This is a genomic window from Sedimenticola hydrogenitrophicus, from assembly GCF_029017505.1.
GTDB classification, from domain to species: Bacteria; Pseudomonadota; Gammaproteobacteria; order Chromatiales; family Chromatiaceae; genus Sedimenticola; species Sedimenticola hydrogenitrophicus_A.
In genome coordinates, this window is record NZ_JAQGEI010000009.1 from 52,024 (window position 1) to 70,465 (window position 18,442).

Genomic DNA, 18,442 nt, shown 5'->3' on the forward strand with positions numbered 1-18,442 from the left:
TGGATGAAGGCCTGGTATGAGTGATGTCCAAGATCATAGTGTGCTGAAATGGATCAGGGGTGAGCTTGACTCATCCCTGGACGCGGCCCGGCATGCGCTGGAGTCCTACGTGGAGGGGACCGGTCCGGAAACCGAACTGGACCGCTGCATCACCCAGCTGCACCAGGTACGCGGCACCCTGCAGCTGATGCAGCTGTACGGTGCGGCGATGCTGGCGGAAGAGATGGAGCTGGTGGCCAAGGTGCTCGGTTCGCTCGGCGAGCAGCGCCGCAAGGAGTCGGCCGAGGCCCTCATGGTCGGTCTGGTACAACTGCCCGAGTATCTGGAAAAGATCGAATCGGGCACGGCGGACAACCCGATCCTGCTGCTGCCGCTGATGAATGAGCTGCGGGCGGCACGGGATGTCTCCCTGTTGTCCGAGGTGGCGCTGTTCGCGCCGGATCTGGAGCGCAAGCTGTTGCCTGCCGACGGGTCCCAGGAGGCCAATCCCGAGTTGCCGGCGCTTACCAGAAAACTGCGCTACCGGTATCACAAGGCGCTGCTGGACTGGTACCGGGGTAGCGACAGCGCGGGTGGTCTGGAGCGCATCGGCGGAATATTCCGGGAGCTGGAGCAGGCGGCCTGGACGGATCAGGTGCAGCGCCTGTTCCGGGTCGGTCAGGCGGTGGTCAACGCCCTGCGTGACGGCGGCCTCGGCTCCGGCATTGCCACCAAGTTGCTGGTGGGCAAGATCGACCGGGAGATCAAACGGATCATCGATGCGGGTGAACAGCCCGTCGCGGCCGCGCCCTCCAATGACCTGGTGAAAAATCTGCTTTACTACACCGCCTGCGCGGATTCCTCCGATCCGGTGGTGGCGCAGGTCAGGCAGGAGTTTGATCTGACCCAGGGTCCGCTCGGCCAGGCGGATCTGGCCGGCGAACAGGCCGACCTGCACGCGCCCGGCCGGGAACTGCTCGAATCGCTGCGCTGCGCCATCAGTGCCGACCTGACCGCCATCAAGGACCAGCTCGACCTGTTCATCCGCGGCAAGCGGGAGGATCTCGGTCGGCTGCAGGCGCAACAGGAGCCGCTGAAGAAACTGGCCGATACCCTCGGCATGGTCGGCCAGGGCGAGCTGCGGTCACGGCTGATGCGCCAGGCCGACAAGCTGGCCGAGATCGTCGCCGCCGGCACCCAGCCCGACGAGCAGGACCTGATGGCCATGGCCAGCGACATCCTGTTTATCGAAACCTCGCTGGACAACCTCTCGGTGGTTCGCCGCTATGCCCGGCCGCAGAGCGATCAGGTAAGCTCCATGCTGCCTGAAGGCGAGTTCGAGCGGCTGGTCGACTCGGTGATGCATGAGGCGGGAATCGACATGGCCCGCAATAAAGAGGCCATCATCAACTTTATCGAAACACCCGACAACCGGGCGCTGCTGGCGGACGTGCCGCGCCGCTTCAACGGCATCGCCGGTGCCTTCAGCGTGCTGTCGCTGAGTGATGCGGCGGTCTCGATGCGGCGCCTGAACCGTTATGTGGAACAGACCCTGCTCGGTGAGACCGAAGTGCCCAGCGCCGCCGATCTGGACGCCTTTGCCGATGCCGTCACCGGAATTGAATACTTCATGGAGGCGGTCAGCGAGGGGCGCGGTATCCATCCGGAGATTCTCGATGTCACCCGGGATGCCCTGGCGCGTCTCAAGGTGCCCGAATCCGCGCACGGCGATGAGCCGCCAGCGCTCGAAGAGACGCCAGAACAGGCCCCCTTGACGGCACCCGTCACCGACAGCGCGGCACTGGAGGAGGCGGTAGAAAGCCGCGCCGCCGGCGAGCCGGCGGAAGCCGCGCCGGCGCCCACCCCATCGGCGGACAAGCCCGCCCTGGAGGATATCGACGCCGAGATACTTGAAATCTTCATCGAGGAGGCGGAAGAGGAGCTGGCGGCCATCCAGGAGTACCTGCCGCGCTGGTGCAAGAACCGCGACGACCGGGATGCATTGACCACCTTCCGGCGCTCTTTCCACACCCTCAAGGGGAGCGGGCGGCTGGTGGGGGCCAAGACCATCGGCGAGTTTGCCTGGGCGATTGAGAACCTGCTCAACCGGGTGATCGACGAGACCATCGAGGTATCACCGGGTGTTATTGAGCTGCTGAATGAGGCGGTCGGGATACTGCCCGAACTGATCGAGTGCCAGAAGCGTGGTGTCGCTGCCACCGTCGACCCCCAGTCGCTGATGGATCGGGCCGAGGCCCTGGCGCAGCCGGGGCGCGCCGCGCCGCCGGTCCCGCGCTCCTCCGAGGCTTTCGTGGCGTCGGAAGCGCCGCTGTCGGCGGAACAGCGACTGGATGCGCTGGAGGAACAGATTGCCGAAGACGAGTCGATGGGGTTCGCCGCGGCGGATGCAGCGGCCGATGAACCAGAAGCGGAACCGGTCCTGGAGTCGCTCCCGGAGCCGGTTTCCGAGCTGGCGGCGGTCGATGAGACAACCCCGGCAGCCGCCGCCGAGACCGTCCCGGCCCCGATCAACATGGACGAGACGCTGCTGGAGATCTTCGAAGCCGAGTCCAGGACCCACATCGAGACCCTGAGTCAGTTTCGTGAAGCCTGCAGCGGTAATCCCCTCGCCTGCCGCATCGGCAAGGAACTGGTGCGGGCGCTGCATACCCTGCACGGCAGCGCGGAGATGGCCGGGGTCGATTCCATCGCCCAGGTCAGTACCGCGCTGGAATCCCTGGTGGCGGACCTCAACAGCCTGGGTCGCCATGCCGATGGGGCGGCGCTGGAGCTGATCGGCCGCAGTGTCGATCTGTTCAACACTGTCCTCGGGGTGATCAATGTCCCCGGCGCGCAACTGCCGGACTGGCAGGCACTGGTGGGGGATATACACGCCTATGGGCGCGCGGCCGAACAAGCCACCCCGTCCACCGGCGCGGTGGTGCCGAACGAACTGCCCGAGCCGGCTGCCCCGGCCGCCGGGGAACCAACCGCCCGCGAGGAGCTCCTGGACAGCCCGATCGCCGAAACGGTGGTCGAAGTTGCCCAAGTTGCCGAAGAGCCGGTCGCCGAGCCCCCGGCGGCGGTGACCGAAGCGCCGGCGGCCGTGGAACCGGAGATCGAAACCGAAGCCGAGTCCGTCGGACCGGCGGGTATGACGGATCGGTCGCTAGCCGAGTTGTCGGTTGAGACGATCTCCGCGGAGCCTGCGGATGAGCCACTGCAGGCGGAACCGGAGATCGCCACGGAGCCGCCCGTTGTAGGCGGCGGGACTGCAGTGGCGAGCAGCGCTCCCTCGATGGTGGATCTGGAGGGTGACCCCGAACTGGTGGATATCTTCCTGGAAGAGGCCAGGGAGCTGCAGGAAGCCCTCGAGAACACCCTCCAGGCGGCGGCTTTCGAGCTCTCCGACAAACAGGTTTCAGAAGAGCTGCAGCGTATCCTGCACACCCTCAAGGGGGGCGCGCGACTGGCGGGGGCCATGCCGATTGGCGATCTGAGTCACGCTTTTGAATCACTGCTGACGGCCGTGGATCAGGCCAGAGTGGCCCCCGGTGATGCCTTGGTCACCCTGACCCATGAAGTGATGGACCGTCTGGCGGAGCAGATCGACGATCTCTCCAGCGCCCCCAGGCTGCGTGTCGCGGATGATCTGGTCGACAAGATGGAGGCGTGGCTGATTGCGGGTGGGCCACCACCGGCGGCCACCGCGCTGCTCGCCGACGAGCCGGCCGTGACTGAGAGCATTGGCGAGGCGGCAGCGGCGTCCCCCCCGAGTGGCGTCGCCCCGGAGTCTCGGAGCACCGAAGCCGTTTCCGCGGCGCCGTTGGCCGGGCCGACCCTGGAGCCGGCCGAAACGGTAGCGGCCGATCTGTCGGCGGAACAGCCCGGAGAGGCCGTGGCGGAGATTGCCGATCAGGCCGAACCCGAACCTGATACCGAAACTGAAACCGAGTTCGAGCCTGATGCGGCGGCGCTGGATGATGCCGCGGCGCTGGCTGATACCACGGTGCGCGCCGGTACCGCGACGGGCATGGCCGCCGAGGAGCCGGGATTGTTGCCGGGTCGCGGTCAGCGCGAGCAGGTACGCGTCCGCTCGGACCTGCTGGACCGGCTGGTCAATTACGCGGGCGAGGTGAGTATCTACCGTACCCGTATCGAACAGCAGAACGGGCAGCTGGGATTCAACCTGTCCGAGCTGGAACAGACGGTCAGCCGGCTGCGTGATCAGCTGCGCCAGCTGGAGATCGAAACCGAGGCGCAGATCCTGTTCCGCTATGAGCAGGACCGGGGCGACGAGCCGTCCCACGACGCCTCGTTCGACCCCCTGGAACTGGATCGATTCTCCGCCATGCAGCAGGTCTCGCGCAGTCTGATGGAGACGGTCAACGACCTGGCCAACATCAACGGCTTCCTGGAGGAGCTGCAGGCGGAGACGGATACCCTGCTGCTGCAGCAGTCCCGCATCACCACCGATCTGCAGGATGGCCTGATGCGCACCCGCATGGTGCCGTTCTCGCAGATTGTGCCGCGCCTGCACCGGGTGGTACGGCAGACCTGCAACCAACTGGACAAGCGCGCCGAACTGGTGATTCAGGGGGCCGGCAGCGAGATCGACCGCGGCATCCTGGAGCGCATGATCGGTCCGCTGGAGCATATCCTGCGCAACGCCATCGCCCACGGCATCGAGTCCCCCGCGCGGCGCGCCGAGCAGGGCAAGGCCGAGACCGGCCAGATCCGCCTGCAGCTCTCCCGCGAGGGCTCGGACGTGCAGCTGGTCATCTCGGATGATGGGGCCGGAGTGGATATGGCCAGCATCCGCGAGCAGGCGATCAAGAGCGGCCTGCTCGATCCCCAGGCAGACGTGGCTGACGCCGATGTGCTGCCGTTCGTGCTGGAACACGGCTTCACTACCGCCCAGGAGGTGACCCAGATCTCCGGGCGCGGTGTCGGGCTGGATGTGGTGGTGAGCGAGGTCAAGCAGCTGGGCGGCTCGCTGGACATCACCTCGCAGGCGGGTCAGGGAGCCAGTTTTATTATTCGTCTGCCGCTGACGCTGGCCATTACCGATGCCCTGCTGGTGGAGCTGGGCGGGGAGATCTACGCCATTCCCCATACCAGCGTCGAGGGTGTGGTGCGGGTCTCCCGGCAGGAGCTCGAGGCCTGCTACAACGGCCGGCAGACGGCCTACAGCTATGCCGGCAAGGATTATCAGGTACGCTACATGGGCAATATGCTCAATGTGGGCCAGGTCAATCTCTCCGACCAGCGCAAATGGTTCCCGCTGCTGCTGGTGCGGGCCGGCGATCACCATGTGGCGATACAGGTCGATGGGCTGCTGGGTAATCGCCAGATCGTGGTGAAATCGGTCGGGGTCCAGGTCTCCACCGTGCGCTGGATCTCGGGCGGGACCATCCTCGGCGATGGGCGCGTGGCGCTGATCCTGGATGTGACCGCGCTGGTGCGTTCCGATGTGGCCCAGACTGCCGCTCCGCACCCGGAAGTTGCCCGGGTCGACGTGGCGGCACCGGCGCCGGGAGTGGGGCGCATGGTCATGGTGGTGGATGACTCGATCACGGTGCGCAAGGTGACCGGGCGGCTGCTGGAACGGCACGGCATGAATGTACTGACGGCCAAGGATGGGGTGGACGCCGTTGCCATGTTACAGGAGCAGCGCCCAGATATCATGCTGCTGGATATCGAGATGCCGCGCATGGACGGCTATGAGCTGGCCCGTCACATGCGTAATTCCGACGACCTGAAACAGATTCCGATCATCATGATCACCTCGCGTACCGGCGACAAGCATCGTAAGCTGGCCATGGAACTGGGCGTGCGGCGCTACCTCGGCAAGCCGTATCAGGAGAGTGAGTTGCTGGACAATATCTATTCGGTACTGAATGAGGAGGCCGGATGAGCCGGAGCCAGGAGTCCGCAGAGATCAGGGGCGTGCTGTTGCCGTTGCAGGATGGGGAGTTGTTGCTGCCGAACGCCGCCGTCTGCGAGGTGGTCAGTTACCGGGCGCCGGATGCCGTCTCCGCGCGTGCCCCGGAGTGGCTGCTGGGTGCCTTTGGCTGGCGCAATCACGCCCTCCCGTTGATCGCCTTCGAGCGACTGCTGGGTCAGGCGGGCGGTGAAATCGGCCACCGCGCCCGGGTGGCCATTGTCAATACCCTGAACGGCAATGACCGGCTGCCCTATATCGGCATCCTGCTGCGTTCGGCGCCCCACCTGGTGCGGGTCACGGAGAGCTCGATCGTGCCCTTCGCCGGGGACGAGCCGCCGCCGGGCATGGTTGCCGACCGGGTCATCATCAACGGGGTGGATGCCCTGATACCGGATCTGGATGCCCTGGAGTCGGCCCTGTCGGAGTTCGACCTCTGGGTCGCGGCGGATAGGTTGAGGCGGGGCGACGTTACGCATCATCAGTGAGCCCTCGCTCGTTAAGGGCTCCGACCCCTTAACGAATCCCGCGTTTATTTGCGTTCATTCGCGGCTGATTTTTACCGAACCTGTTTTTTTCCGGCGGCCGCGTGTAATATCCCCTCTCTTTACCCCCACCGCTGCGATAATCCCATGTCAGAACTCACGGAAAAGACCCGAAGCTCCAATAATTTCAACAAGTTGAAAAAGCGCCTGGAGCGCGAGGTCGGTAAGGCGATCGGCGATTTCAACATGATCGAGGCGGGCGACCGGGTGATGGTTTGCCTCAGCGGCGGCAAGGACTCCTACACCCTGCTGGACATCCTCCTGACCCTCAAGTCGCGCGCGCCGATCGACTTCTCCCTGCTGGCGATGAACCTGGACCAGAAACAGCCGGGCTTCCCCGCCGATGTGCTCCCCGGCTATCTGCAGCGGCTGGGGGTGGAGTACCGCATCGTCGAGGAGGACACCTACTCGGTGGTGCAGGAGAAGATCCCCGCCGGCAAGACCACCTGCTCGCTCTGTTCGCGGTTGCGCCGGGGCATCATCTACCGGGTGGCCAGCGAGCTGGGGGTGACCAAGATCGCCCTCGGTCATCACCGGGACGACATCGTCGAGACCCTGTTCCTGAACATGTTCTTCGGCTCCAGGCTCAAGGCGATGCCGCCCAAGCTGCATACCGATGACGGCCGCCACGTGGTGATCCGTCCCCTGGCCTATTGTGCCGAGAAGGATATCGCCCGCTACAGCCGAACCCGGGCGTTTCCCATCATCCCCTGCAATCTCTGCGGTTCCCAGGAGAACCTGCAGCGCCAGCAGATCAAGCAGATGCTGGCGGCGTGGGAACAGCAGTATCCGGGGCGCACGGCCAACATCTTCAGCGCCCTCTCCAGCGTGGTGCCGTCCCATTTGGCCGATAACACCCTGTACGACTTCAAGAATCTCGGTGCCGCGGCGAGTGAAGGGGATACGGTATTCGATCCCCCCGAGATCGCCGGGCCGGCGCTGGGGATCTACAAGATCGGCTGATCCGGCATGTCCGTAGGGGCAACCCCCTGTGGTGGCCTTTGAGGCGCATCGGGCCCGGCTTTGCTGCTGGTAGTTAACTCAGCGGAAATCCCCCCACAGCGCCTGGATGACGGCGATCGCCGCCAGCGGCGCGGTCTCGGTGCGCAGCACCCGCGGGCCCAGGCGCACACTACTGAATCCGGCCGTGGCGGCCAGGTTCCGCTCCATCTCCGACAGGCCCCCCTCGGGGCCGATCAGCAGACTTATTTCGCCCCGCGGTGGATCGAGTTCGGGTAGGGAGTGTTCACTCCGGTGATCCAGCAGCAGACCTCCCCGGATCTCCCCGGAGGTGAGCCATTCGGAAAGATCCACTACCTCGTGGCACAGCGGAATGCGGCGACGGCCCGACTGCTCGCAGGCGGCGATGATCACCTGCCGCCAGTGCTGTAACTTCTTCTCCAATCGCTCGCCGGGCAGGCGCACCACGCAGCGTTCGCTGATCAGCGGGGTGATGCCGGTGACCCCCAGCTCCACCGCCTTCTGGATGGCGAAGTCCATCCGCTCGCCCTTGGAGATGGCGATGGCCAGCTGGATCTGCAGGGCGGCGGGGGCTTCCGCGGGCTCCAGCCGCTGTTCAATCCGGGCGCCGGTGCTGCGCTTGGTCACCTCGCCCAGGCGGGCCCTGTAGTCGTGGCCGTCACCGTTGAACAGGATAATCTCCGCCCCGGGCTTCAGGCGCAGCACCTGGGTCAGGTGGCGCGCCGGTCCCTCTTCCAGGATCAGGCTGACACCTGATTGAAGTGGCTGGCTGGTGTAGATGCGGTGTTGTTGCATATCAGTCCCGTGTGGCCAGGTCGATGCCTTCGGTGGCGATGCGCGCCAGTTCCCGGATCTGCTCCGGGGTGATCACGTAGGGCGGCATGAAGTAGGTGACATTGCCCAGTGGCCGCAACAGTGCACCACGGCTCAGGGCGTGCTGGTAGACCCGCAGGCCACGCCGCTCCTGCCAGGGGTAGGGGGTGCGGCTCGCCTTGTCCTTGACCATCTCGATGGCCAGGATCATGCCGTGCTGGCGTACCTCGGCCACATGGGGGTGATCATTCAGGTGGGCGGTCGCTTCTCCCATCACTCGCGCCAGTGTGCGGTTGTTCTCGATCACATCGTCCTGGCGGAAGATCTCCAGGCTGGCCAGCGCCACGGCACAGCCCAGGGGGTTGCCGGTGTAGCTGTGGGAGTGCAGGAAGGCGGTGAGGTTTTCGTAGTCGTCGTAGAAGCTCTGGTAGGTCTGCTCGCCGGTCAATACCACCGAAAGCGGCAGGTAACCGGCGGTCAACCCCTTGGACAAGCAGAGAAAATCAGGGGTGATGCCTGCCTGCTCGCAGGCGAACAGGGTGCCGGTGCGGCCAAAGCCGACGGCGATCTCGTCGGCGATCAGGTGCACCTGATGGCGGTCGCAGGCCTCGCGCAGGCGTTTCAGGTAGACCGGGTGATACATGCGCATGCCGCCGGCGCACTGCACCAGGGGCTCGACAATGACGGCGCTGATCTCGGGGGCGTGTGCGGCCAGCAGGGCCTCCATGTCGGCGCAGCGGCGGAGCGAATAGTCCTCCCAGGACTCCCCCGGTTCCCGGGCAAAACAGTCCGGCGAGGGCGCGGTAAAGACCTCCATCAACAGCGGCTCGTAGGTCTCCTTGTAGAGCGACACATCACCCACTGCCAGGGCACCCAGGGTTTCGCCATGGTAGCTGTTGGAGAGGGTGACGAAACGGTGCTTGCCCTTGATGCCCTGGTTGCGCCAGCTGTGGTAGCTCATCTTCAGTGCCGCCTCGACGGCCGAGGAGCCGTTGTCCACATAGAAGCAGCGCGTGAGTCCCGGCGGGGCGAGCGCCACCAGCCGCTCGGCCAGCTGGATGGCCGGCTCATGGGAAAAGCCGGCCAGCATCACGTGCTCCAGCTGGTCCACCTGGGCCTTGAGGGCGGCGTTGATGCGCGGGTTGGCGTGGCCGAACAGGTTGACCCACCAGGAGCTGACCGCATCGATATAGCGGTTGCCGTCGAAGTCCTCCAGCCAGACCCCCTCGCCGCGTCGGATGGGGATCATCGGCAACCACTCGTGGTCCTTCATCTGGGTGCAGGGGTGCCAGAGTACCGCGAGGTCGCGCTGGGCGATTTGCTGGTTGCTGCTCATACAGTGAATACCGGGTTAAAGCGTCAGAAGAGATAATAACAGTTGTGGTAACTCACGGGGTGATGGTCCTACCTTGCCGGCCATCGCGTGATGGCTCCATCAAGATCGCCCAACCTGGCAGACCGATCACTTACAGACCGGATAAGTAGTTACCAGCTCAAGTTTCGGATTTCATTTCATAATGCCTGAATCGCTGAATTCGTAGGGTGGATAAGCGTCAGCGCATCCACCATGATTCGGATGACGGTGGATGCGCAAGCTTATCCACCCTACAGGTACTGCGAACCCGAATACCTGGTTTGAACACAAGTATTTTACTATGCCTGAGGCCGGCTTATTTTTTGTAATCAACAGGTTAAGCGATATTTATTGTTGAATTTGAACTCCGAAGCTTGAGTTACCAGTTGTGTTCAGGATTTCGCGAACAGGGAAAAAAGTACCGCGAGGAAGAAGTGGAGCAGACCGAGCAGGACCGGAATCAGCCCCCAACCCTGGCCGGCCAGGATGAATAGGCCCCCGCTCAGAAACAGCGCCGCTCGCAGGGCGCTGTAGCGGCCGAGCCGCGCCCGCAGCACCTGCTCCCGTTCACGGTCGGCGGCGCCGGTGATCCACAGCGGCAGCAGATGCGTGGCCGCCCCGGTCACCAGCGGCAGCAGAAACAGCGGGATGAAGGCCTGGGTAGTGGCGGCGCCGGCGGGCGGGTCCAGTGCATGGAGTGCGCCGCTGAGCAGCAGGATCAACAGACCCAGGACGGCTCCGGCCAGCGAGATGGTGGCACCGTGGAGATGCCAGACCGCCTGCCGATGGGTGACCAGCAGGGAGTGCAGGAGCCGCCCCAGGGGGGGCAGCCACAACAGCAGCCCGAGCAGGGCAAGCGGTGGAGACCCGACCGAGCCGGCCGCGACCAGCAGGGTGCCGGCGGCCGCCCAGGGCCATTGGCGCATCAGCCAGGTGCCCGCCCCGGGGTCGGCATAGCCGCCGGTGGTGGGGAGCAGGACCCGCAGCGTGCCCAGGGCCGTCAGGCCGACAAAGCCCAGCAGGTTCAGGTGCAGGTGCAGGCGCCGGAAGGCGCTCCAGTACTCCGGCAGCAGCTGGCCGGCGAGGATGGCGAGCAACCCCAGGATCAGCGCCAGCAGGGCCAGCTGATACCAGAGCAGTCCGGGATGGGGGCGACCCAGGGTCTGGCGTTTGCGCCGCTGCATCCAGAGGGAGAGCCAAAGCGCGGCCACCAGCCCGATCAGCGCGGCGAAGGGATAGAGGGAAAAGGAGAAAAACAGGCTGAAGCTGAGCAACAGTCCGGCACCGAGCGCCAGCAGGGCCGGGGCCAGGGCGAGGGGTTCCGCCGTCCGGGTGCGGGTCAGTACCGGCACGAAGTAGGTCATGGCGCCCATGATCAGCGGCATGATGCCCAGGGCGAAGACCAGGTGCAGCGGCGGCGCCGGGCGCAGCGGCAGCAGCTGCGGCAGTATCAGTCCGGAGAAGAATCCGGCCAGGGTGGTCAGCAGCAGAAAAATCAGCAGCGGATGCAGTTTCACCGTCAATCCTTAATATTTACCTGATCCTGATATCCACAAGGCTCAGTAAGGTTCGAATACCGGTATTAAAGCCGCGAATGAACGCAAATGAACGCGAATAATGTCATACCGTAAATATCTGACCGCCGATCTTTAAGGGGATCGATTGTTTTCGGCAATAGATCCGCAAGCCGCGTGGTGGTTATCTTTATCCCTATTTGCGTCTATTCGCGTTCATTCGCGGCTTAATATTCATGCTGGGTTGTGGGTCATTCCGGCAGTCCGAGATTGTGCCAGATCTTCAGGGTGGCAGTGGATTGATTCATGGTGTAGAAGTGCAGGCCGGGCGCGCCGTGCTCCAGCAGCCGCTGGCACAGTTCACTGACCACCTCGATGCCGAAGGCGCGGATGCTCTCCACGTCGTCGGCGTAGGCCTCCAGCCGTTTGCGTATCCAGCGCGGTATCTCGGCGCCACAGGCATCGGAGAAACGGCTGAGACTGCTGAAGTTGGTGATCGGCATGATCCCCGGCACGATCGGGATAGCGATACCCATCTTTTCGCAGCTGTCGAGGAAGTGGCAATAGGCGTCGGCGTTGTAGAAGTACTGGGTGATGGCGGCGTCGGCGCCGGCCTCGACCTTTCGCTTGAAATTGTTCAGATCCGCCCGGGCGTTGGCGGCCTGGGGGTGGAACTCCGGGTAGGCGGCCACCTCGATATGGAAGTGGTCGCCGAACTCGCGGCGGATCAGCGCGACCAGTTCATTGGCGTGGTTGAGCTCGCCGCGGCCGCCCGGCCCGGCGCCGGAGGGCAGATCGCCGCGCAGCGCCACCAGCCGGTGGATGCCCTGGTCTTTATAGCGCTTGAGCATCTCCACGATCTCCGCCGCGCTGCTGCTGATGCAGGAGATGTGCGGGGCCGCCTCGATCCCCTCGGAGACCAGCCACTCGACACTCTGGAAGGTGCGCTGCTGGGTCGAGCCGCCGGCACCGAAGGTGACGGAGACAAAGAGTGGATTGACCCGGGCAAGTTTTTTCACCTGGGTCTTCAGCTTCTCCATCCCCTCCTCGGTCTTGGGGGGGAAGAGTTCGAAGCTGAACAGTTTCTGATTGGTCTGTTGTGAGTGCATCGGCTTTACAGGTGGCAAAAGGGTGGCCAAACCCAGCCGGCCAGGCCGCGGTTCGCGCGCCGGCCGGTGGGTGGTTGCTGAATCAGTAGCGGTAGTACTCGGGTTTGTAGGGCCCTTCCACCGGTACGCCAATGTAGTCCGCCTGCTCCCGGGTCAGGGTGGTCAACCGGACGCCGATCTTCTCCAGGTGAAGGCGGGCGACCTCTTCATCCAGCTTCTTCGGCAGGGTGTAGACCTGGTTCCCGTATACGCCGGTGTTGTTCCAGATCTCCATCTGCGCCAGGGTCTGGTTGGTGAAGCTGTTGGACATGACAAAGCTGGGGTGGCCGGTGGCGCAGCCCAGGTTAACCAGCCGCCCCTCGGCCAGCAGGATGATGCGTTTGCCGTCGGGGAAGATGATGTGGTCCACCTGGGGCTTGATGTTCTCCCACTCGTACTGCGCCAGGCTGGCGACATCGATCTCGTTGTCGAAGTGGCCGATGTTGCAGACGATGGACTGGTCCCTCATCCGGGCCATATGATCATGCTGGATGACATGGTAGTTGCCGGTGGTGGTAACGAAGATGTTGGCCTCGGCACAGGCCGTGTCCATCTCCACCACCCGGTAGCCCTCCATCGCCGCCTGCAGGGCGCAGATCGGATCGATCTCGCTGACCCAGACGGTGGCGCCGAGCCCCTTGAGCGACTGGGCACAGCCCTTGCCGACGTCGCCATAGCCGAGCACCAGGGCGATCTTGCCGGCGATCATCACGTCGGTGGCCCGCTTGATCCCGTCCACCAGGGATTCGCGGCAGCCGTACAGGTTGTCGAACTTGGATTTGGTCACCGAGTCGTTGACGTTGATGGCGGGGAAGGGGAGATCGCCGCGCTCCTGCATCTGGTAGAGCCGGTGCACCCCGGTGGTGGTCTCCTCGGTCACGCCCTTGATGTTCTTCAGGTTGTTGGAGTACCAGCCGGGCTGTTCCGCCAGGCGGGCGCGGATGGCGGCATACATCACCTTCTCCTCCTCGCTGCCCGGGTTGTCCAGCACGTGGATATCCTTTTCCGCCTTGCTGCCGAGGATCAGCAGGCCGGTGGCGTCGCCGCCGTCATCCAGGATCATGTTGGGGGTGCCGCCGTCTTGCCACTCCATGATGCGGTGGGTGTACTCCCAGTAGTCGGCCAGGCTCTCGCCCTTGAAGGCGAATACCGGAATCCCCTGGTCGGCGATCGCGGCGGCGGCGTGGTCCTGGGTGGAGAAGATGTTGCAGGAGGCCCAGCGCACCTCGGCCCCCAACTTGATCAGGGTCTCGATCAGCACCGCGGTCTGGATGGTCATGTGCAGGCTGCCGGCGATACGCGCCCCCTTGAGCGGTTTGCTCTCGGCGTACTTCTCCTGCAGCGCCATCAGGCCCGGCATCTCGGTATTGGCGATGGCGATCTCCTTATGACCCCATTGGGCCAGGGAGAGGTCGGCAATCTTGTAATCGGTAAAGCTGTTTTCTGCTACGGCGTTCATGATTAGTCTCCGAAAAAACTAAGCGCCGTTCATGGTTTCAGAAGCCCCTCCCGAGCCTGGCAGGCGAACCTGTTGCAGCGCTTCTCGGGAGGAGCAGTGTTTTGGCCTTGCGGTGTGCTACTGAAGCACCCCTGACCCGTTATATTTCCTGCTTATATCATGATGAACTTAACCCTACATCCACATCGGCTGCTAGTCGCAATGACAGCTGAAAGGTCGTCTTTGATCCTGTTTACAATCCGGCGTCGGCCCGCAGGGCCTCGGCCTTGTCGATGCGCTCCCAGGTGAACTCCGGCTCTTCGCGGCCGAAGTGCCCGTAGGCGGCGGTCTTCTGATAAATCGGTTTTATCAGGTCCAGCATCTGCAGGATACCATAGGGGCGCAGGTCGAAGTGCTCGCGCACCAGGCTGGCGATCTTCTCCTCGTCGATCTTGGCGGTGCCGAAGGTCTCTATAGAGATAGAGGTGGGCTCGGCCACGCCGATGGCGTAGGAGATCTGGATCTCGCAGCGGTCCGCCAGACCGGCCGCGACGATGTTCTTTGCCACATAGCGCCCGGCATAGGCGGCCGAGCGGTCCACCTTGGAGGGGTCCTTGCCGGAGAAGGCGCCGCCACCGTGGCGCGCCGCGCCGCCGTAAGTGTCGACGATGATCTTGCGCCCGGTCAGGCCGCAGTCGCCCACCGGGCCGCCGATCACGAAGGAACCGGTGGGGTTGATGTGGATATTGTGCTGGGGACACTTGTCCAGCCACGCCTTGGGCAGGACCGGCTGCAGGATGTTCTCCATCACCGCCTCGATCAGGTCGCTCTGCTTGATATCGGGATCGTGCTGGGTGGAGAGTACCACCGCGTCGATGCCGGTGACCACGCCGTTCTCATAACGCAGGGTCACCTGGCTCTTGGCATCGGGGCGCAACCAGGGCAGCACCCGTTTCTTGCGCATCTCCGACTGCCGCTCTACCAGGCGGTGGGCATAGGTGATCGGGGCCGGCATCAGTACCGAGGTCTCGTTGGTGGCGTAGCCGAACATCAGTCCCTGATCGCCGGCGCCCTGTTCCTCCGGTGCCTTGCGGTCCACGCCCATCGCGATATCCCCGGACTGCTTGCCGATCAGTGACATCACGGCGCAGGTGCTGCCGTCGAAACCCACGTCCGAGCTGGTGTAGCCGATATCACAAATCACCTTGCGCACCAGGTCGTCCAGGTCGACCCAGGCGTTGGTGGTTATCTCGCCGGCGACGATCACCGCGCCCGTCTTTACCATGGTCTCGCAGGCGACCCGGGCGTGTTCCGGGTTGGGGTCTTGGGCCAGGATGGCGTCCAGTACCGCATCGGAGATCTGGTCCGCCACCTTGTCGGGATGGCCCTCGGAGACCGATTCGGAGGTAAAGATGTAGTCACTCATAATTTATTTCTTCCAGAAAATAGAAAACCCGTCTAGCGTGGGCTAAAGACGGGTTCACAGTAGTCTGTCACTGTTCACTCGCTTTAGCTGTATTTATTGAGCGCCCGCAATCTGAGTCAAATTGGCGCTGTCTTACGGCATCTGGTGGGCTTCACCGATCGTAGCGAGTCCGCAGAAGATCCGTGATAAGTCCGACAGGCCCCTAAGGTAGCTTCGGCTTCTGTTAATGTCAATTAATCCACGGTAATGGCTTCCATAAGAATTTTATATCAATCTTGCCATTCTTTTAAGGTAGGATTATGTTCCCTTGCTCTTACGCCAACTGATCGGGAGGGTGCGACATGGTCTCTCTGCAAACGCCGGTGTGTGAATTCGACCTGCCCGCGATTGATTTCGATCTGCCCGGGGTGGACGGCAAACGCTGGACCCTGGCCGACTGCCGGGGCGAAAAGGGGCTGCTGGTGATGTTTATCTGCAACCACTGTCCCTATGTAAAGGCGGTGCGCGAGCGGATTGTCAGGGACGCCGCGGAACTCCATGGCCTGGGCATCAACGCGGTGGCGATCATGTCGAACGATCCCGCACTGTACGAGGAGGACTCGTTCGAGAGCATGGTCCGGGTTGCCGAAGAGTTCCGCTTCCCCTTCCCCTACCTGCTGGATGAGAACCAGGTAGTGGCGAAGCAGTACGGGGCCGTCTGTACCCCGGACTTTTTCGGTTACAACGCCGACCTGCGGTTGCAGTATCGGGGCCGTCTGGATGCCAGCGGCATCGCCCCCGCGCCGGAGAATTCGCGGCGGGAGCTGTTCGTGGCGATGCAACAGGTCGCCCGGACCGGGAAGGGGCCGGCGCAGCAGATACCCAGTATCGGCTGCTCGATAAAATGGCGCGACGGCTAGTAGCGGCTGCCGTTCAGGCGGCCTGTAATTTTAATAAATGTATTTGAATCAGTGTCTTGAGTTGTGTGTGGGATGCTGTTTTTACCCCTATAAGCGGATCTGGCTTGCCCCCGGCAGATGATGGCGCAAGAATGGCACCCCCCGGGCTGTTTTTCGGGTGAGTCGCCGTCCGGGAGGGCGCCACGGTTACGGGGGGCGGCGCGGGGAGCGGGCCGCGAAAGGTCATGAGTTGATGGCCATGAATTGATCGGGAGCCCCCCGCTTGTGGGTGCTGCCCGCCGGCGGTGAACGGTTTTCCCGTACCGCACGGATTACAGAATTACTAAACCATCCTAAGACAGGAGAGACATATGTCCTCACGCAGAAATCTTGCAAACGCCGTCCGCGCCCTCAGCATGGATGCGGTCCAGAAGGCCAAATCGGGCCATCCCGGCGCGCCCATGGGCATGGCCGACATCGCCGAGGTCCTCTGGAACGACTATATGAAGCACAATCCGGCGAACCCCAAGTGGCCTGACCGGGATCGCTTTGTCCTCTCCAACGGCCACGGCTCGATGCTGATCTATTCGCTGCTGCATCTCACCGGCTATGACTTGAGCATCGAGGACCTGAAGCAGTTCCGCCAGCTCCACTCCAAGACCCCGGGGCACCCGGAGTACGGCTATGCGCCGGGCGTGGAGACCACCACCGGCCCGCTCGGCCAAGGCATCACCAACGCGGTCGGCATGGCCATCGCCGAGCGAGCACTGGCCGCCGAGTTCAACCGTGACGGCCACACCATCGTCAACCACAACACCTATGTGTTCCTCGGTGACGGCTGCCTCATGGAGGGCATCTCCCACGAAGCCTGTTCACTGGCCGGCACCCTCGGCCTGGGCAACCTGATCGCCATCTGGGACGACAACGGCATTTCCATCGACGGCCACGTCGATGGCTGGTTCCTGGACGATACCCCGAAGCGCTTCGAGGCCTACGGCTGGCACGTGATTGCCGATGTGGACGGCCACGATCCCGAGGCGATCAACAAGGCGCTGGAATTCGCCAAGGCGATGACCGACAAGCCGACCCTGATCTGCTGCAAGACCACCATCGGCTTCGGCTCCCCCAACAAGGCCGGCAGCCACGCCTGTCACGGGGCGCCCCTGGGTGACGAGGAGATCAATCTCACCAAGGCCGCCCTGGGTTGGGATCACGCGCCCTTCGAGGTGCCGGCGGACGTCTATGCCGGCTGGGACGCCCGCGAGAAGGGTGCCGCCGCCGAGGCCGCCTGGAACAGCAGGTTCGCCGCCTACCAGGAGGCCCATCCGGAACTGGCCGCCGAATTCAAGCGCCGCGTGGCGGGCGATCTGCCGGAAGACTGGGCGACCAAATCCGCCGAGTTCGTGGCCCAGGTGAATGCCGAGGCGAAGAGCCCGGCTACCCGCCAAGCCTCGCTGGCCTCCATCGAGGGCTACGCCGCGCTGCTGCCGGAGCTGTTTGGCGGCTCCGCTGACCTCGGCTGTTCCAACCTGACCGAGTGGTCCGGTTACCGGCCGATGCGCGCCGAGACCCCCAAATCCAACTATATCAACTACGGGGTGCGCGAGTTCGGCATGTCGGCGATCATGAACGGCGTGGCCCTGCACGGCGGCCTGATCCCGTTCGGCGCCACCTTCCTGATGTTCTCGGAGTATGCCCGCAATGCCCTGCGTATGGCGGCATTGATGAAACAGCGCTCGCTGTTTGTCTATACTCATGACTCTATCGGTCTGGGTGAGGATGGCCCGACCCATCAGCCGATCGAACAGATCGCCACCCTGCGGATGATTCCCAACATGGCGCTGTGGCGTCCCTGTGACGCGGTCGAGACCGCCGTGGCCTGGAAGGCGGCGATCGAGCGAAGCGGCGGGCCGAGCTGTCTCATCTTCTCCCGCCAGGGATTGCCGTTCATGGCGCGCAGCGAACAACAGATCGCCGACATTGCCAAAGGTGGATATGTGTTGCGTGACTGTGACGGGACGCCGGATGCCATCCTTATCGCAACCGGTTCGGAAGTGGGTCTGGCGGTGGACGCGGCGGCGGAACTGGCCGCCAACGGCAGCCGGGTGCGGGTGGTCTCGATGCCGTCGGTGGATGCCTTCGAGGCCCAGGATGCGGATTACCGTGAGTCGGTCCTGCCGGCGGCGGTGACCGCCCGGGTGGCGGTCGAGGCGGGTGTGACCGATGGCTGGTACAAGTATGCACGCAAGGTGGTCGGTATTAACCACTTCGGTGAATCCGCGCCGGCCGACCAGCTGTTCAAGGAGTTCGGCTTTACCGTTGAAAATGTCGTCAAGGCGGTGCAAGAGACACTTTGACCGGACCTTACACTGGAAAGACACCGGGGCGCCGACGGCGCCCCGACCGGGAAATCTGATTGCAG

At 63.7% G+C, this 18,442-nt stretch carries 11 protein-coding genes and 1 riboswitch; of the genes, 5 read left to right on the forward strand and 6 right to left on the reverse strand.

Annotation, left to right across the window (positions count from 1 at the left end; all coding sequences use genetic code 11):
- The first annotated feature begins 16 nt into the window (after positions 1-16).
- The 3 genes from O9K64_RS07280 (at position 17) to ttcA (ending at position 7,431) form a co-directional block, all read left to right on the forward strand.
- Positions 17-5,896, forward strand: coding sequence for an Hpt domain-containing protein (locus O9K64_RS07280; RefSeq protein ID WP_275097417.1), 5,880 nt, complete (start codon positions 17-19; stop codon positions 5,894-5,896).
- Entirely contained in the window at positions 5,893-6,411 is a 519-nt protein-coding gene (locus O9K64_RS07285; protein WP_275097418.1) for a chemotaxis protein CheW, read from the forward strand. Before O9K64_RS07280 ends, O9K64_RS07285 begins: the two co-directional genes overlap by 4 nt.
- A gap of 144 nt (positions 6,412-6,555) precedes the next feature.
- Positions 6,556-7,431, forward strand: a complete 876-nt coding sequence (gene ttcA, locus O9K64_RS07290) for a tRNA 2-thiocytidine(32) synthetase TtcA (RefSeq protein WP_275097419.1) — start codon at positions 6,556-6,558, stop codon at positions 7,429-7,431.
- 78 nt (positions 7,432-7,509) lie between these two features.
- On the opposite strand, the gene O9K64_RS07295 is transcribed toward ttcA, so the two are convergent.
- The 6 genes from O9K64_RS07295 to metK form a co-directional block, all read right to left on the reverse strand.
- Positions 7,510-8,244 carry a 16S rRNA (uracil(1498)-N(3))-methyltransferase gene (locus tag O9K64_RS07295; RefSeq protein WP_275097420.1) on the reverse strand — a complete coding sequence of 245 codons (735 nt, stop codon included), beginning with the start codon at positions 8,242-8,244 and terminating at the stop codon, positions 7,510-7,512.
- A gap of 1 nt (position 8,245) precedes the next feature.
- Entirely contained in the window at positions 8,246-9,598 is a 1,353-nt protein-coding gene (locus O9K64_RS07300) for an adenosylmethionine--8-amino-7-oxononanoate transaminase (protein ID WP_275097421.1), read from the reverse strand.
- 410 nt (positions 9,599-10,008) lie between these two features.
- Entirely contained in the window at positions 10,009-11,133 is a 1,125-nt protein-coding gene (locus tag O9K64_RS07305; protein ID WP_275097422.1) for a hypothetical protein, read from the reverse strand.
- 248 nt (positions 11,134-11,381) lie between these two features.
- Positions 11,382-12,239, reverse strand: coding sequence for a methylenetetrahydrofolate reductase [NAD(P)H] (metF, locus tag O9K64_RS07310; protein WP_275097423.1), 858 nt, complete (start codon positions 12,237-12,239; stop codon positions 11,382-11,384).
- Positions 12,240-12,321: 82 nt separating this feature from the next.
- On the reverse strand, positions 12,322-13,737 hold the full coding sequence (gene ahcY / locus O9K64_RS07315; protein ID WP_275097424.1) for an adenosylhomocysteinase: 1,416 nt from the start codon (positions 13,735-13,737) through the stop codon (positions 12,322-12,324).
- A 13-nt stretch (positions 13,738-13,750) separates the two neighbouring features.
- Positions 13,751-13,829, reverse strand: a riboswitch (S-adenosyl-L-homocysteine riboswitch).
- 140 nt (positions 13,830-13,969) lie between these two features.
- Positions 13,970-15,142 carry a methionine adenosyltransferase gene (gene metK / locus O9K64_RS07320; protein ID WP_275097425.1) on the reverse strand — a complete coding sequence of 391 codons (1,173 nt, stop codon included), beginning with the start codon at positions 15,140-15,142 and terminating at the stop codon, positions 13,970-13,972.
- 341 nt (positions 15,143-15,483) lie between these two features.
- On the opposite strand from metK, the gene O9K64_RS07325 reads away from it, so the two are divergent.
- Together O9K64_RS07325 and tkt are read left to right on the forward strand one after the other, a co-directional pair.
- Entirely contained in the window at positions 15,484-16,041 is a 558-nt protein-coding gene (locus tag O9K64_RS07325) for a thioredoxin family protein (RefSeq protein ID WP_275097426.1), read from the forward strand.
- Positions 16,042-16,391: 350 nt separating this feature from the next.
- Entirely contained in the window at positions 16,392-18,377 is a 1,986-nt protein-coding gene (tkt, locus tag O9K64_RS07330; RefSeq protein WP_275097427.1) for a transketolase, read from the forward strand.
- Positions 18,378-18,442 lie beyond the last annotated feature (65 nt).

Coding starts and splice junctions, on each gene's coding strand:
- O9K64_RS07325 (WP_275097426.1), top strand. CDS start 15,484: ATGGTCTCTCTGCAAACGCCGGTGTGTGAATTCGACCTGCCCGCGATT.
- O9K64_RS07295 (WP_275097420.1), bottom strand. CDS start 8,244: ATGCAACAACACCGCATCTACACCAGCCAGCCACTTCAATCAGGTGTC.
- tkt (WP_275097427.1), top strand. CDS start 16,392: ATGTCCTCACGCAGAAATCTTGCAAACGCCGTCCGCGCCCTCAGCATG.
- metK (WP_275097425.1), bottom strand. CDS start 15,142: ATGAGTGACTACATCTTTACCTCCGAATCGGTCTCCGAGGGCCATCCC.
- ttcA (WP_275097419.1), top strand. CDS start 6,556: ATGTCAGAACTCACGGAAAAGACCCGAAGCTCCAATAATTTCAACAAG.
- metF (WP_275097423.1), bottom strand. CDS start 12,239: ATGCACTCACAACAGACCAATCAGAAACTGTTCAGCTTCGAACTCTTC.
- O9K64_RS07285 (WP_275097418.1), top strand. CDS start 5,893: ATGAGCCGGAGCCAGGAGTCCGCAGAGATCAGGGGCGTGCTGTTGCCG.
- O9K64_RS07280 (WP_275097417.1), top strand. CDS start 17: ATGAGTGATGTCCAAGATCATAGTGTGCTGAAATGGATCAGGGGTGAG.
- ahcY (WP_275097424.1), bottom strand. CDS start 13,737: ATGAACGCCGTAGCAGAAAACAGCTTTACCGATTACAAGATTGCCGAC.
- O9K64_RS07300 (WP_275097421.1), bottom strand. CDS start 9,598: ATGAGCAGCAACCAGCAAATCGCCCAGCGCGACCTCGCGGTACTCTGG.